Source organism: Streptomyces sp. NPDC003379 (genome assembly GCF_053589195.1).
Genome location: NZ_JBSFRK010000008.1, coordinates 48,066 through 62,236, shown reverse-complemented (window position 1 = coordinate 62,236; position 14,171 = coordinate 48,066). Strand labels below are relative to the sequence as shown.

General features: G+C 68.0%; 14 protein-coding genes and 2 pseudogenes. 10 read left to right on the top strand and 6 right to left on the bottom strand.

Going from position 1 to position 14,171, the window contains the following annotated elements:
* Positions 1-16: 16 nt before the first annotated feature.
* Together ACWDVB_RS09845 and ACWDVB_RS09840 are read left to right on the top strand one after the other, a co-directional pair.
* Positions 17-712 (top strand): response regulator transcription factor, encoded by a 696-nt coding sequence (locus ACWDVB_RS09845; protein ID WP_451514391.1) that lies wholly within the window; start codon positions 17-19, stop codon positions 710-712.
* Positions 705-1,796 (top strand): sensor histidine kinase, encoded by a 1,092-nt coding sequence (locus ACWDVB_RS09840; protein WP_451514392.1) that lies wholly within the window; start codon positions 705-707, stop codon positions 1,794-1,796. Before ACWDVB_RS09845 ends, ACWDVB_RS09840 begins: the two co-directional genes overlap by 8 nt.
* Positions 1,797-1,810: 14 nt before the next feature.
* Here the strand turns inward: ACWDVB_RS09840 and ACWDVB_RS09835 are convergent, their stop codons facing one another.
* Complete coding sequence (locus tag ACWDVB_RS09835) at positions 1,811-1,972, bottom strand: hypothetical protein (protein WP_451514393.1); 162 nt, start codon at positions 1,970-1,972, stop codon at positions 1,811-1,813.
* Positions 1,973-2,937: 965 nt separating this feature from the next.
* On the opposite strand from ACWDVB_RS09835, the gene ACWDVB_RS09830 reads away from it, so the two are divergent.
* The 4 genes from ACWDVB_RS09830 (at position 2,938) to ACWDVB_RS09815 (ending at position 7,055) form a co-directional block, all read left to right on the top strand.
* Positions 2,938-3,924 (top strand): D-isomer specific 2-hydroxyacid dehydrogenase family protein, encoded by a 987-nt coding sequence (locus tag ACWDVB_RS09830; protein ID WP_451514443.1) that lies wholly within the window; start codon positions 2,938-2,940, stop codon positions 3,922-3,924.
* Complete coding sequence (gene vanA, locus ACWDVB_RS09825) at positions 3,917-4,984, top strand: D-alanine--(R)-lactate ligase (RefSeq protein WP_451514394.1); 1,068 nt, start codon at positions 3,917-3,919, stop codon at positions 4,982-4,984. Before ACWDVB_RS09830 ends, vanA begins: the two co-directional genes overlap by 8 nt.
* The gene (gene vanX, locus ACWDVB_RS09820) at positions 4,977-5,600 is read left to right on the top strand and encodes a D-Ala-D-Ala dipeptidase VanX (protein WP_451514395.1); all 624 of its coding nucleotides are present in this window, start codon (positions 4,977-4,979) and stop codon (positions 5,598-5,600) included. The genes vanA and vanX overlap by 8 nt, the downstream gene beginning before the upstream one ends.
* Positions 5,601-5,693: 93 nt before the next feature.
* On the top strand, positions 5,694-7,055 hold the full coding sequence (locus tag ACWDVB_RS09815; RefSeq protein ID WP_451514396.1) for a UDP-N-acetylmuramoyl-tripeptide--D-alanyl-D-alanine ligase: 1,362 nt from the start codon (positions 5,694-5,696) through the stop codon (positions 7,053-7,055).
* Between the two features lie 15 nt (positions 7,056-7,070).
* On the opposite strand, the gene ACWDVB_RS09810 is transcribed toward ACWDVB_RS09815, so the two are convergent.
* Together ACWDVB_RS09810 and ACWDVB_RS09805 are read right to left on the bottom strand one after the other, a co-directional pair.
* Positions 7,071-8,225 (bottom strand): lipid II:glycine glycyltransferase FemX, encoded by a 1,155-nt coding sequence (locus ACWDVB_RS09810; protein WP_451514444.1) that lies wholly within the window; start codon positions 8,223-8,225, stop codon positions 7,071-7,073.
* A 390-nt stretch (positions 8,226-8,615) separates the two neighbouring features.
* Positions 8,616-8,876 carry a hypothetical protein gene (locus ACWDVB_RS09805; RefSeq protein WP_451514397.1) on the bottom strand — a complete coding sequence of 87 codons (261 nt, stop codon included), beginning with the start codon at positions 8,874-8,876 and terminating at the stop codon, positions 8,616-8,618.
* Between the two features lie 136 nt (positions 8,877-9,012).
* Here ACWDVB_RS09805 and ACWDVB_RS09800 point away from each other — a divergent pair, with 136 nt between their 5' ends.
* Both ACWDVB_RS09800 and ACWDVB_RS09795 read left to right on the top strand, forming a co-directional pair.
* Positions 9,013-9,258, top strand: a complete 246-nt coding sequence (locus ACWDVB_RS09800; protein ID WP_451514398.1) for a hypothetical protein — start codon at positions 9,013-9,015, stop codon at positions 9,256-9,258.
* The gene (locus tag ACWDVB_RS09795; protein WP_451514399.1) at positions 9,245-10,450 is read left to right on the top strand and encodes a hypothetical protein; all 1,206 of its coding nucleotides are present in this window, start codon (positions 9,245-9,247) and stop codon (positions 10,448-10,450) included. Before ACWDVB_RS09800 ends, ACWDVB_RS09795 begins: the two co-directional genes overlap by 14 nt.
* 55 nt (positions 10,451-10,505) lie before the next feature.
* Here the strand turns inward: ACWDVB_RS09795 and ACWDVB_RS09790 are convergent, their stop codons facing one another.
* Complete coding sequence (locus tag ACWDVB_RS09790) at positions 10,506-11,444, bottom strand: GlxA family transcriptional regulator (protein WP_451514400.1); 939 nt, start codon at positions 11,442-11,444, stop codon at positions 10,506-10,508.
* A 206-nt stretch (positions 11,445-11,650) separates the two neighbouring features.
* On the opposite strand from ACWDVB_RS09790, the pseudogene ACWDVB_RS09785 reads away from it, so the two are divergent.
* Both ACWDVB_RS09785 and ACWDVB_RS09780 read left to right on the top strand, forming a co-directional pair.
* A pseudogene (locus tag ACWDVB_RS09785) lies at positions 11,651-12,201 on the top strand (DJ-1/PfpI family protein).
* A 313-nt stretch (positions 12,202-12,514) separates the two neighbouring features.
* A complete protein-coding gene (locus ACWDVB_RS09780) occupies positions 12,515-12,955 on the top strand; it encodes a DUF6010 family protein (RefSeq protein WP_451514401.1) in 441 nt (146 codons plus the stop codon).
* A gap of 75 nt (positions 12,956-13,030) precedes the next feature.
* Here the strand turns inward: ACWDVB_RS09780 and ACWDVB_RS09775 are convergent.
* Together ACWDVB_RS09775 and ACWDVB_RS09770 are read right to left on the bottom strand one after the other, a co-directional pair.
* Positions 13,031-13,413 (bottom strand): annotated as a pseudogene (locus ACWDVB_RS09775) (transposase); the annotation flags it as partial.
* Positions 13,414-13,633: 220 nt separating this feature from the next.
* Positions 13,634-14,143, bottom strand: a complete 510-nt coding sequence (locus ACWDVB_RS09770; RefSeq protein ID WP_451514402.1) for a transposase — start codon at positions 14,141-14,143, stop codon at positions 13,634-13,636.
* Positions 14,144-14,171: the final 28 nt, after the last annotated feature.

Below are 14,171 nucleotides of genomic sequence, written 5' to 3'. Positions count from 1 at the left end.
TCGTACCATCGAGAGTATGCGTGTGTTGATCGTCGAGGACGAACCCTATATGGCGGAAGCCATCCGCGATGGCCTGCGCCTGGAAGCGATCGCGGCCGACCTCGCGGGCGACGGCGACATCGCCCTGGAAATGCTGCGCATCAACAGCTACGACATCGCCGTCCTCGACCGCGACATCCCCGGCCCTTCCGGTGACGAGATCGCCAAACGCATCGTCGCCTCGGGCAGCGGCATGCCGATCCTCATGCTGACCGCGGCCGACCGCCTCGACGACAAGGCATCCGGCTTCGAACTCGGCGCCGACGACTACCTCACGAAACCGTTCGAACTGCAGGAACTCGTCCTCAGGCTCCGGGCGCTCGACCGCAGGCGTGCCCACAACCGGCCTCCGGTCCGTGAGATCGCGGGGCTGCGGCTGGATCCGTTCCGACGCGAGGTCTACCGGGACGGCCGCTACGTCGCGCTGACGCGCAAGCAGTTCGCCGTACTCGAGGTCCTCATCGCCGCCGAGGGTGGTGTCGTCAGCGCCGAGGAACTTCTGGAGCGCGCGTGGGATGAGAACGCCGATCCGTTCACCAATGCTGTGCGCATCACCGTCTCAGCACTGCGCAAGCGTCTCGGTGAGCCGTGGATCATCGCCACGGTCTCCGGCGTCGGCTACCGAATCGATGCACAGCCGCAGGCCGGAGAGAGGGGGGAGAACCGTGGATAGAGCGCCTGGATTGAGCGTCCGCCTCAAGCTCACCCTCAGCTACGCCGGATTCCTCATGCTCGCCGGTGCCTTGGCGCTCGCCGCCGCAGGAGTGTTCCTCCTGCGACAGGGGTGGTTGCAAACCAACGAAGAGGGGGCATGGAAAAGAAACCCGGTCACCGACTTCGTGCAGGGTTTCGCGCCAACGGCAGCCGCAGTAATGGTGTTCCTCCTCGTGTTCGGCCTCCTAGGGGGATGGATCCTCGCCGGCCGTATGCTCGCCCCCCTGGCTCGCATCACCAACGCCACCCGCACGGCCGCTATGGGATCGCTCTCGCACCGTATCCAGATGCCGGGCCGCCAGGACGAGTTCCGCGAACTTGCCGACGCCTTCGACGCGATGCTTGAACGGCTTGAAGCACACGTAGCCGAGCAGCAGAGATTCGCGGCCAACGCCTCGCACGAACTACGCACCCCGCTGGCAATCTCGAAGTCGCTTCTCGACGTGGCCCGCACCGATCCAGCACAGGACACCGGCGAAGTCCTCGAACGCCTCCAAGCTGTCAATACTCGAGCGGTCGACCTCACTGAAGCCTTGCTCTTGCTCAGCCGAGCCGGCCAGCGGTCCTTTACCCGAGAACAGGTTGACCTGTCCCTCATGGCGGAAGAAGCCACCGAAACGCTGCTCTCCCTCGCAGAGAAGAACGGTGTCACCATCGAGACCCGCGGCGACATCACACCCACGAGCGGATCGCCGGCGCTCCTGCTGCAACTGACCATGAACCTCGTGCACAACGCGATCGTCCACAATCTGGCCGAACAGGGCATGGTGTGGGTTACTACCAGCGCCCACCCCGGCACCGTGATGCTCACGGTCGAAAACACCGGCGAGAAACTGACTCCACACCTGGTCTCGACGCTCACCGAACCATTCCAGAGGGGAACCGAGCGCATCCACGCCAACCAGGCGGGCGTCGGCCTCGGCTTGGCAATCGTCACAACCATCACTCGCGCACACGACGGCACCCTCACCCTCACCCCGCGCGACACCGGCGGCCTGCGCATCACGGTGGAACTGCCCGCGCGCACGTCCCCGCGGTCGTGATACGGCCCCAGCCGCTACGCGGGTGGGGCGTCCGTGTCGACGTACGCCAGGATCTGCCGGATGTCCCACGCGTGCTGCGCGGCACCGTGGGCATTGTTGTGCGCCACGTCCTCGGCGCGCTGGATGCCGCGTTCGGTGTGCTCGAGCACCACGTGGGCCTCAAGGGCGGCGGACACCCCGATAGGTGTGCTCCGGCCAGTCACTCGGTCCAGTTGCGCAGGCTGTCCGTGGCGTGGCTGACGTATACCGAAATGTTCCAGCCGAGTTCCGGATGCCGCTCGTTGCCCCGGCGTCCCTCGACCAGTGCAGCCTACCGCGCGGGCAGTCCCTCGACCTGGTCCATGGTGTCGTCCGGCGTCAGTGACCAGTCGTAACCGCAGCCGCTGGTCGGCGTCCCGGCGGCCTCACGCGGTGCGAGCGGCGGTCTCCGAAGAAGCCGCCCTCCCCACCCGGCGTGAGCGCGCAGGCGCGCGCCTCCGGCTGAAGGGCGCACTCAGCGACGCGTGGCGGGGTCACGAGATCGGCGTCGGCGGGGGTGAAGCCAGCGGCGCGAACTTGTCGGGTTCGTACCGGTATGCCGCGTGCCTACTCTCCGGCACCGGGTCGACCCCGGGTGAGCGGGGCGGCGCTCCACCTGTTCCCAGAGATCCAGCACGGCGACGTTGAGCACCGGCTCGGTGCGTACGGCGAGGTTGCGCGCCGTCTGGCTCGCATCGCCGAGGCCAAGGACCACGTTCTGGCCCAGGACCCAAGCGGAGGAGATCGGGGCGAGGTTGGCGGTTCCCTCGGCATGCCCGTGGTCAACAGGAACACGGGCATGCCGCGTCGCCCGCCGACTATGGCCGGAGTGACCAGCACCGACACCTTCGCGGAAGAGCCCGGCCCAGCCGCCTTGGGTGCCCTGCTGACGGAGCGCACCAGCGCCGCCATGTGCCTAGCCCCCCTCGACGGCCGCGCCTGGACGGCCGGCGACCTGGACCGGCTCGCCGGGGTGGCGCCGTTCACCGCGAACAGCCACCGCGACCGGCTGGTGGCCTGCTGGGCGAACACCGCGCGGGCCGGCAAAGCGGGTGACAACGTATCGGAGGCGTATCGAAAACTGCATACGCGCCAGCAACACCCTGTTTCCTTGAATGGAGGCATGACCTACAGCGAACCAGTGGGAATCACCGCTTTCGGATGCGGGCGGGACGAAGCCGCACGGTTCCGGGAGCTGGCGCCCCGATTCGGAGTGACGCCCACGATCACAGAATCCGCGGTGTCGGAGGAGACCGCCCATCTGGCATCCGGAAACCGGTGCACCAGTGTGGGGCACAAGACCCGGATCACCCCGGCGACACTTCGTGCGCTGAGCCGAGTCGGCGTCTCCTACATCTCCACAAGAAGCATCGGGTACGACCACATCGACGTGAATTATGCGGGCCGCGTGGGCATTTCCGTCGGGAACGTCTGCTATTCCCCCGACAGCGTCGCCGACTACACGGTGATGATGCTGCTGATGACGGTGCGCCACGCCAAGTCCACCGTCCGCCGCGCGGATGTGCACGACTACCGGCTGCACGACGTACGGGGGAGAGAGCTGCGCGACCTGACCGTCGGCGTGGTCGGAACGGGGCGCATCGGCACGGCCGTCATGGACAGGCTCCGCGCCTTCGGATGCCGGATATTGGCGTACGGAAATCGTACCGGTGAATCCGGCGACCCCGGCGACGAGATGCCGCTCGATGAATTGCTGAGGTCGAGCGACGTCGTCACGCTCCATGCGCCGCTCAACGCCGAGACGCACCACCTTCTCGACCGTGAGCGCATCCAGCGGATGAAACCCGGCGCGTTCGTGGTCAACACCGGCCGCGGTGCCCTCATCGACACGACCGCGCTGGTCGAGGCACTGGAGGACGGACGCCTGGGTGGTGTCGCCCTCGACGTCGTCGAGGGCGAGGAAGGCGTGTTCTACGCCGACCGACGGAACGCGCCCATCGACAGCAAGCCACTGCTGCGGCTACAGGAAATGCCGAACGCGTTCATCAGCCCGCACACCGCGTATTACACGGACCGCGCCCTGAGCGACACGGTCGAGAACTCGATCACCAACTGCCTGGAATTCGAAAGCAGGAATCAGCATGCCTAAGGCCAAGCTTCAGGTCGGAATCCTCTTCGGCGGCTGCTCGGAGGAACACACCATCTCCATCAAGTCCGCGCAGGAGATCGCACATAACCTCGACCCGGACAAGTACGAGCCGTACTTCATTGGCATCACGCGCAACGGCGCCTGGAAACTCTGCGAGGGCCCCACCGCAGACTGGGAGAGCGGCGCATACCAGCCCGCCGCGCTGTCCCCGGACCGCGGCGTGCGCGGACTGCTCGTCCTCGATCAAGGGAAGTACGAGACGATCGGCCTGGATGTCGTGGTGCCCGTCCTGCACGGCAAGCTCGGGGAGGACGGCTCGATCCAGGGCCTGCTCGAACTGTCCGGAATCCCGTACGTGGGCTGCGATGTCCAGAGTTCCGCGCTGGGCATGGACAAGTCCCTCGCCTATGCCGTCGCCGCCGGCGCCGGAATCGCCACGCCGGACTTCTGGACGGTCACGGCGGGCGAGGACATCGACGCCGACCGGCTCACCTATCCCGTCTTCGTGAAGCCGGCCCGCTCGGGATCATCCTTCGGGGTCAGCAAGGTGACGAACGCGGAGGAACTGCCGGCCGCGCTGGACGTCGCCCGACGGTACGACACGAAAGTCCTGGTCGAAGAAGCGGTCGTCGGCAGCGAGGTCGGCTGCGCCATCCTGGGCGACGGAACGGACCTGACCGCTGGAGAAATCGACCGCATCGCCCTGTCCCACGGATTCTTCCGGGTCCACCAGGAGGACGAACCCGAGACCGGCTCCGACAATTCGACGCCGATCGTCCCCGCCGACATTCCGGCTGAATCCCGGGCACGCGTCCAGGAAGTGGCGAAGGCCGTCTACCGCGCCCTGGGCTGCAGCGGACTCGCCCGCGTGGACCTGTTCCTCAAGGATGACGGACAGGTCGTCCTCAACGAGGTCAACACATTCCCCGGCATGACCTCGTACAGCCGATATCCGAGGATGATGGCCGCCGCCGGAGTTCCGCTGTCCGAAGTGATCGACCGCCTGGTGACCGGGACGCTCGCCCGGCGCCTGACTCCGACGGAGCAGGCCAATGCGTAACGACTTCGTCTTCATAGACGAGTACATGCCCGGGGTCCGCTGGGATGCCAAGTACGCCACCTGGGACAACTTCACCGGAAAACCGGTCGACGGATACCTGGCCAATCGCATCGTCGGTACGAGGGCCCTGTCTGCGGCATTGCAGAGCGCGCGAGAAGAGGCGGCCACGCACGGATTCGGCCTCCTTCTCTGGGACGGCTACCGTCCGCAACGTGCCGTGGACTCTTTCCTGCGCTGGTCGGAGCAGCCGGAGGACGGCCGCACCAAGCACCGCCACTACCCCAATATCGACCGGCCCGAGATGTTCGAGAACGGATACGTGGCCGCCAAGTCGGGCCACAGCCGCGGCAGCACCGTCGACCTGACGCTGTACCACCTGGAAAGCGGCGACCTCGCCGCCATGGGCGGCGACCACGACTTGATGGACTCGATCTCGCACCACAGTGCGGAAGGAATCTCGCAAGCCGCGGCGGACAACCGCAGGCGTCTTCGCTCCATCATGGAGACCAGCGGATTCAGCTCCTACGCCTGCGAATGGTGGCATTACACGCTCAAGGACGAGCCCTACCCGGACACCTATTTCAACTTTCCCATCACACAGGTGAGTCCGGGATGAATACGCCGAGGCTCCACCAGAGCCCGCCACCTATCGTCGGCGTATCGAGAACCTCATACGCGTCGGCAACACCCCGCCGCCTTCACTGGAGCCATGACTCAGAGCCAGCCATCCCTCGCCCCGCATCCCCTCTCCCTCGCCGAGATCGCCACGCTCGTCGGCGGCCGGGTCACAGGTGACGCGACCGTCACGGTGAGTGCGCCGGCCGTACTCGACAGCCGGCACGGCGAACCGGGCGGTCTTTTCGTCGCCATGGTCGGTGAGCGCGTCGACGGCCACGACTACGCCGGCTGCACCCGTGCGACCGCCGTGCTCGGCTCGCGGCCGACACCGCTCCCCACAGTCGTCGTCGACGACGTACCGGCCGCACTGCAGACACTCGCCGCCCACGCCGTGACCCGGCTGCGCGAGCGGCTGACCGTCGTCGCGGTGACGGGCTCGCAGGGCAAGACCAGCACCAAGGACCTGCTGTCCGTGGTCCTTTCGGGCGCCGGGCCGACCGTCGCCACACACGGTTCGTACAACAACGAACTCGGCGTGCCCCTGACCATGCTGCGCGCCGACGCGCACACCCGCTTCCTCGCCCTCGAAATGGGCGCCCGCCACCTCGGCGACATAGCCCACCTCACCGGCCTGGTCGCACCCGACATCGCGGTCGTGCTCAACGTCGGCCAGGCCCACATCGGGGAGTTCGGCTCGCGCGCGGCCATCGCACGGACCAAGAGCGAACTCGTGCGCGGCCTCGCACCCGGCGGCACCGCCATCCTCAACGCCGACGACCCCCGCGTCGTCGCGATGCGCGCGCTGACCGACGGGCCGGTCCTGACCTTCGGCCGCGCCGAACACGCCGACGTGCGTGTCCAGGACCTGGTCCTCGACCGCCTGGGCCGGGCGACCTTCACGCTGCGCACCTCCGGCGCCTCGGCCCGTGTCGCGCTACCGCTCGTGGGCGCCCACCAGGCACTCAACGCGGCGGCCGCCGCCGCGGCGGGACTCGCGGTCGGCATCCCCCTGATCACCTCGGCGGTGGCCCTCAGCACCGCCTCACTGTCCAGGTGGCGCATGGAGCTCCGCACCCTGGCCTGCGGCGCGACCCTGCTCAACGACTCCTACAACGCGAACCCCGACTCCACCCGAGCCGCCCTGGACACGCTCGCAGCGATCGCGGGCCGGCGCCGTATCGCCGTACTCGGCGCGATGCTCGAACTCGGCGCCGACAGCGAGGCCGAACACCGAGCGGTGGGCGAATACGCGGCCGCGCGCGCCGACCTGGTGGCCGTCGTCGGCGACACCGCCCGTCCCGTCGCCGACGCCGCGGGAAAGCGGGCGGTCGCGCTCACCGACAACCAAGCAGCCGCCGCCTGGCTGCGCGAGAGCCTCACCGGCGGCGACGTCGTCCTCGTCAAGGCGTCGCGCGGCGCCCGCCTCGACGAGGTGGCCGCCGCACTCGGGTAACCGCGCAGCGCGGGCTCAGCGCCCGCGCCGCCGCATGTACAGGTCGAATGCGCGGTAGACCAGCGGTCGCAGCGGCAGATCCCACTCCCCGACGTACCGCACCGCTCGCCCCCCGGTGCCGACCTTGAACTGGATCAGGCCCACATGCGGATCAGCGGCGTCGAGCGTCGGCGTGATGCCCCGCAGGTCGTACACGTCGCAGCCCGCCGCCAAGGCGTCACGGATCATCGCCCACTGGCACGCGTTGGAACCCCGCGCCTCACGCTTGGCCGTCGACGAGGCGCCGTACACGTACCAGGCGTGCGCGCCGACCCGCACCAGGATCGTGGCGGCCACCAACTCGCCCTCGTGGCGCGCAAGATAGAGCGCGATCCGCCCGGGTTCCTCGGCACTCAACTCCGCGAACATTGTCTCGAAGTACGCCGGCGGCCGCGGCCTGAATCCGTCGCGCGCGGCGGTGTGCACGTAGAGCTCGTGGAACGCCGCAAGGTCCGACGCGCCACCGACCGTGACCTCGACTCCCGCATTCGCGGCCTTCTTGATGTTGCGGCGCCACTGCTGGTTCATGCCCTTCAGGACGTCCTCCTCGGACCTTCCCGCCAGCGGCACCTCGTACGTGAACTGCGGCTGCCCGGCACCGAACCCGTCCTCAGGGCTCTGCGGCAGCCAGCCGGCCGCCCGGAGCTGTCGGCTCACCTCGGCACCGACCGGATCGACGTGCCCGTCGGGGAGCCCGGTGAGCCGCCGCACTCCCGGGTCGGCCACGCCGTCCTTGACCTGCGCCGCATCCCAGGTGTGCGTCCGCACCGGCGGGCACAGCCGGATCGCGAACGCGCCGCGGGCCTTGAGATATGCCGCCAGCGGGTCGAACCACGCACCGATGTCCCCGGACCAGTCGATGTCAGGACCCCACGGCAGATACGCAAGCGTGAACCGCGACAGCCCCGGCACCGGCCGGTGAAGGACAAGCCCCGCCCCCACAAGCCGCCCGCCGTCGAACCATCCGAGCGACTCACTGCGCCACTCCGTCTTCACCCGCCCCCACGCCGGGGTCTGCACAAAGTTCACCGACCGCCGCGCCCGCACGAAGGCCAGGTGCTCGGCGTCGCTGATCGGCGCGACGGTCAGCGTCACAGGGAGGGACATGGGTGCTGGTTCGCGGTAGGACATGACGTCAGTCAAGACGGCCCTGTGTCGCCGGCGCGTATCCGCTTTTCGATATGCCGACGATATGCGCCGCTCAGGCGCTCCGCGCGCGCCACAGACCGTGCTGCTCACCGACCGGCGCCACAGCCGCGCGCCCCCGTCAGGAGTGAGGTCGCCCAGCGGTACGAGGAATTGGTTCGCGAGGACGTCGGCGAACCTCTCGATGTCGCGGATCGGCTCGGGCGTAGCGCCACCGCCGCCGAGTTCGCGCAGGGTGCGTGGTGCGGTGACGATGTGGACAGGGACGACGACGGTCTGGCCGGCGAAGTCGCCGGGGACCCACGGCCCGGTGAAGGGGACCTGATCGTCCGCCTTGTCGCCCGTAGGCTGCCCCCGTCGACTTCTTGCTGTCTGTCAGTTGTGATGGTCGTGGTTGGTCCTGGGGTGGTTGTCCGGGTGGGTGGGGGTGTTGCGGTTGAGATAGGTGGTCCACCAGGCGAGGCGGTCAGCGGAGTTCTGCGGGAAGAGGGCGCTGATGGCGATAGGGGCGGCGGAGAGCGCCGCGGTGAGTACGGCGGTGGTAAGCGTCGCCCACCAGGGGGCGCTGGTGGCGGTTGCGAGTGCTGCGGTGGTGGTGGCGCCGGCGAGGGCGCTCCATGCTGGCTTGCGTGTCATGACGGGGTTCTGCCTCCACGTGTCGACAGCGCCTGCGGGCGCCGGTGAGAGCAGATTCGGGGGACACGGTTTTCTGCAGGAACCAGCAAGATTGATTCCTGCACAGGCGGCGCAACTTGCGTGGTAGCAAGAGGACATGGACGACCACGACGACGCAGGGCTGGATGCGCTGACCAGTAGTCCGGGGCGTGCGGGCCGCAGGCTGAGCCTACTGCCGGACCAGCTCACCGGACCGAAGCGGGAGTATCTGGAGCGACTACGCGCCCTGTACGCGCGGACAGGGGAGGGGGCGGGCGGCCAGACCCTGAAGGGCACCGCCCAGGCCCTGACCGAGATGGCCCAGAACACCCGGCATCGACCGGGTGCGGGTGAGCGAACCTGACCTGTCGAAGATGCTGGCAGGCAAGAAGCCCGCACGCCCGGAGGTCATCCGCGCCCTGCACCGTCTGGCGGACCCGCACGCCGATCCGGTGGAGCTGGAGGCTCAGGCCAAAGAGACCCTCAAGCTCTTCTACGGATACCTGCGCCAGGACAATCCTGAACTGCACCGGATGTACCGACTGCAGGACGACAACCGGCGCCTGCAGGAAGAGATCGACCACCTCCACACCCAGACCCAGACCCTGGAAAGCGCCCTGCGCGAGCAGCGCCACGAGCACACCCGAGTGGTTGCCGAGCTGGAGAACTTGCAGATGGAGCAGGTTCGCACAGCCGCCGACCGCACCCAGCTCACCGAACTGACCCTGGAACGGGACGCGGCTCTGGAACGCATCACCGACCTGGAGGAAAGCCTGCGCCACGCTGAGCGGGCCGCTGCGCACTACCGCCAGGATCTGGAGCACGGCTGGCGGATGGCCGAGCAGGCCGAGCATGAGAACACGGGGGAGCCGGCTCCTGGTGGGCTGTTCGACGCGCAGGGGCTTGTGCAGGAGAGCCTCCATCTGATCCAACGGGGGGCGCCGAAAGAGAGCGACGACCTGCTGTTGGAGCAGGCGCAATGCACGCCGGCTGAGGTCTATCAGCTATACAGGGCCTTGATCGCACGAAACCGCACGAAGATCGCCTTCAAGCTGCTGCGCACCTACAGTGCTCGGCGCGACGCCACAGACCTCCTCCTCCTGCTACTCACGTTCATCGCGCCGTACCGCGACTTCACTGCGGAGGCGCTCTGCACAGATCTTGGAACTTGGGAGTCCTCCAGTGCCATCTCAGACTTCACGGAGCTGCTGCGCGCGGTGGTCGGTGAGACCCCTGCGCCAGAACTGCTGACCATGGTCAGGACCCTCGCTGAGGTCGATTCCGAGCGGTTGCTGCATCTTCTCGTGGAGGAAATTGTTACCGCCGAGCGGCCCGATGTGCTGGAGTCGGTGCTGATTGTTTCGGCTGCAGCCAGAGATGGCCTGGAAATCAAGCTTCTGGAGCTGTTCAGAGGGTCTGATGACCCAACCACTCTTAAGGTTCTGGCCCAGGCTGGCGTCCGGCGGAGGAAGGGTAACCCGTGGGTACTGGAGTTCGTTGCTCGGGAAGAACGCAGCCGCCTCTGGCGTCTCAGGAGGCTGAGGCCTCGAACGTAGGAGCCGGTGCAGCCCTTGCTGATGGTGGCGCTTAGAGGCCATCTCACTTGGCTGTTCAACTGAACGTGCGCCGGTAGGTCTGCGGGCTGACGCCGGTGGTGCGCTTGAAGCGGTCACGGAAGGTGGTGGGTGAGCCGAACCCGACCTGGCTGCCGATGCGCTCCACGGAGTGCTCCGTGGTTTCCAGCAAGTGCTGTGCCTGGCGGATGCGGGCGCGGTGGAGCCACTGGAGCGGCGTGGTGCCGGTCTGGTCGCGGAAGCGCCGGATCAGGGTTCGGGTGCTGGTTCCGGCCCGCTCGGCGATGTCGGCAAGGGCGAGGTCGCGGGCCAGGTTTTCCTGTAGCCAGGTGAGCAGCGTCTCAAGCTCGGAGCCCTGCGGTGTGGGTGCGTGGTCGTAGACGATGAACTGCGCCTGCCCTCCCTCTCGTTCGAGAGGCATCACTGACAGGCGGGCGGCGTCGGCGGCGACGGCCGAGCCGTAGTCACGGCGGATCATGTGCAGACACAGGTCCATGCCCGCCGCGGCGCCGGCCGAGGTGAGCAACTGGCCGTTGTCGACGTAGAGGACGTCCGGGTCGACGTCGAGGTCCGGGTGGGCGGCAGCCAGCAGACCGGCCGCGCGCCAGTGGGTCGTGACGCGCAGTCCGTCGAGGAGCCCGGTGTCAGCCAGGGGGAAGGTGCCCACGCAGATGGAGGCGATCCGGATGCCGTCGGCAGCGGCCGACCGCAGCGCGTCGTGCACGGCGGGAGGGAGTGAGGCAGCGAGATCGGCGACGCCCGGCACGATGATCGTGTCCGCGCCCTGAAGGCCCTCCAGGCCCCAGGGGGCACGCAGGGTGAAGGCTCCGGCGTCGACCTCGTCGCGCTCGGCGCACACCCGTACCTGGTAGCCGGGCCGCCCGTCGGGCAGGCGGGCCCGGGAGAAGACCTCGATCGGGGTGGACAGGTCGAACGGGATCACCTGATCCAACGCGAGCACGGCAACCGTATGCATGGCCAGAACTTACCTCCCCCTCAGCTTGACGGACCTGGGCCGCCTTCCCGGAAGCCCCACGTCATCGCAGTCCACACGCCTTAAGAAGGTGTTGGCACTATCCCGTTGCAACCTGTCACTAGTGCCACTGGGCGAGCACCCAGGAAGCCGGTTGACTTCGGAGTGTCCCGATGGAAATCGACCGACGTCGAAGGAACCCCACACCCATGCACACCCAGGTCGTCCTGGCCGATGGCTTCGACCCGCTCGATGCCATTGCCCCCTACGAGGTCCTGCACGCCGGCGCCTCGGCGACGGACGGCACTGTGACCGCCGAGCTGGTCACCGCGGAGGGCCCTCGTGAGGTGAGCGGAAGCAGGACGAGTACATCCCGGTGCTGGTGGGCCGCACGCTGACCACCGAGCTCCCTGCGCTCCTCAAGCAGGCAATGGGCGACCCGGACATCACCGTCGCCACCGTCTGCGGCGGCTCACTCGTCCCGGCCATGGCCGGCCTGCTGGAGGGACGTCACGCCACCACCCACCACATGGGCCTCGACATGCTGGACGTCACCGGCGCCCACGCGGTCCGCGCCCGCATCGTGGACGACGGCGACCTGATCACCGGCGCCGGCGTGACCTCCGGTCTCGATCTGCGTCTGTACCTACTGGAGCGCGAGGTGGGCCCCCACGTCGCGCACGCCGTCGAAGAACTCATCTCCCATGAGCGGCGCGGCACCGTCTGGTGCGCGCAGGGTCCAACGCCCACCACTCCCTGAGCGCCCGGCCCTTCGCAGATCAGTCGCTCACCAACCCCCTGCACAAGCAGGAAGAACATCAGCATGAGCGTCGAAGGCACCGTCGCCGTCGACCCGATCACCGTCCCCGCGAGTATGTTTCCCGCAACGCCGCGCCGCGCCCTCGCCGACGCCTGACTGATCGCCTCGATCCTGCTGACCGCGACGGCCGCCAGCGTACTGACACTCCTGATCCTGCCCACCCGGACCACGCTCTGGCCAAGACGTCGGTGCTCGCGCTCCGAAAGCTCACCGCGGCGATTCGGCCCGCCCAGGAGGAAGAAGTCATCGCCTCATGAACCTTGTGTCACCAGTGATCGTCGGCATCATCTACTGCCTGCTGATGTCCCTGATCAAAGAACCGCACCGACGCCACTTCAACGCGATCATGGTGGGCGGAGCCGGCGCCGCCTATCTGAGCGGGGGCGGCTTCGGCCCGTGGGAGCTCCCATTCGTCGCACTCACGGCCTACGTCGCCTACCGCGGCCTGGACTCCTGGGCCTTCATCGGCGTCGGCTGGCTGCTCCACACGGCCTGGGACATGGCCCACCACCTCAAGGGCAATCCGATCCTGCCGTTCTACCACGACGCATCTCTGGCATGTGCCATCTGTGATCCGGTCATCGCCCTGTGGTGCTTCCGCGGAGGACCTTCCCTGATCGCGCTCGTCCGCCGCCGGTTCCGGCCCGGCCGGGCAGCAGACCACGCGCACGATCACGTCTCCGCCCCCTCCTGACCGGACCGCACCGGCACCCGCGGTCAGCCTTGGAGCCGGAAGACCGCCCCCGCCTCTCAAAACGATCGAGTCTGGTTAGCAGATGAGGGTGCAGGCCGGGGCGGTGAAGGCGAGGAAGTGTTCGGCCTTACGTTCGTAGCGGCGGTGCAGGCGGCGGTGCAGGCGGCGGTGCAGGCGGCGGTGCAGCCGGCCAGCCAGGACATCGTCCGTTCGATGGTCCAGCGGTGCCGGCCCAGCCGGGTGGATGGTCCGATGCCCTTGCGGGCGATACGGTGCCGGATGCGGCGCTTGCGCAGCCATCGGCGCAGATCTGCGTAGTCGCAGCCCTTGTCGCCGTGGAGTTTGGCGGGCCGCCACCTGCGCGGGCCGCGCCGGGAGCGGATCGGGGGGATGCCACGAACGAGGGGCTTGAGGGCCTGGCTGTCGTGGAGGTTCGCGCCGGAGATGCCGATAGACAGGGCCGGTTGGGAAATGCCTTCGCCTCGGCATAGGGCTCACGGTGCTGGAGGCAGTGGAAGAGCATCCCCATGAGGCGGTTGAGAAGGCTGCGCTGGGCGGCGACGTGGCGGTCGCCTGCCACTTTGCGACGGTCGTAGTGCGCTCCCGCGCCGGGGGGAGGCAGTCAGGGTGTCGGCGTACACGTGAACGTGGCTCTGGCAAGATTTTCGTGGTCGGAGATCACCTCGCTGGTGTGGTCTCTTCGGCGCTTTGACGTTTCAAGTGTGCGTTCAGCACGACGCGTTGTCGTAGGAGGGGGACTCCGGCACGTCCACTCGTGATCCGTTTCTGGAGTTTCACGTCGTTGACACGGCCCTCGTTCATTCCGGAGCTGTAGCGAGTCGCGATGCCGAGGATCGCCGCGTCCTGGTCCTCTCGGATTCCCTTTGCCAGGCCCGCCAGCGTGGGATGTCCGCTGGTGGTGAGCGCGTCGAGCCAGCCGGGCAGTGCGGTGGCGTCGCGCTGGTCGAGCATCGCGGCGAACTCGCGGACCAGCTCGTGGACGCGAGCCAGTTCCGGGCAAGTGGCCAAAGAGCAGGCGGAGCTGTTCCTGGGCGTCGAGGTGCCGGCGTTCGGGCGGCGTGATGATCCATCGCGCGACCTGGAGGGGCGAGGGTGCACGGGCCTGTGGTGGTGGCACCCTGTCGGTCTCGCGCCAGGGCGCGACGGCGACTTTGACGCGTTGGTCATGCCCTCGGCAGCCCTTCGAGGTGATCTC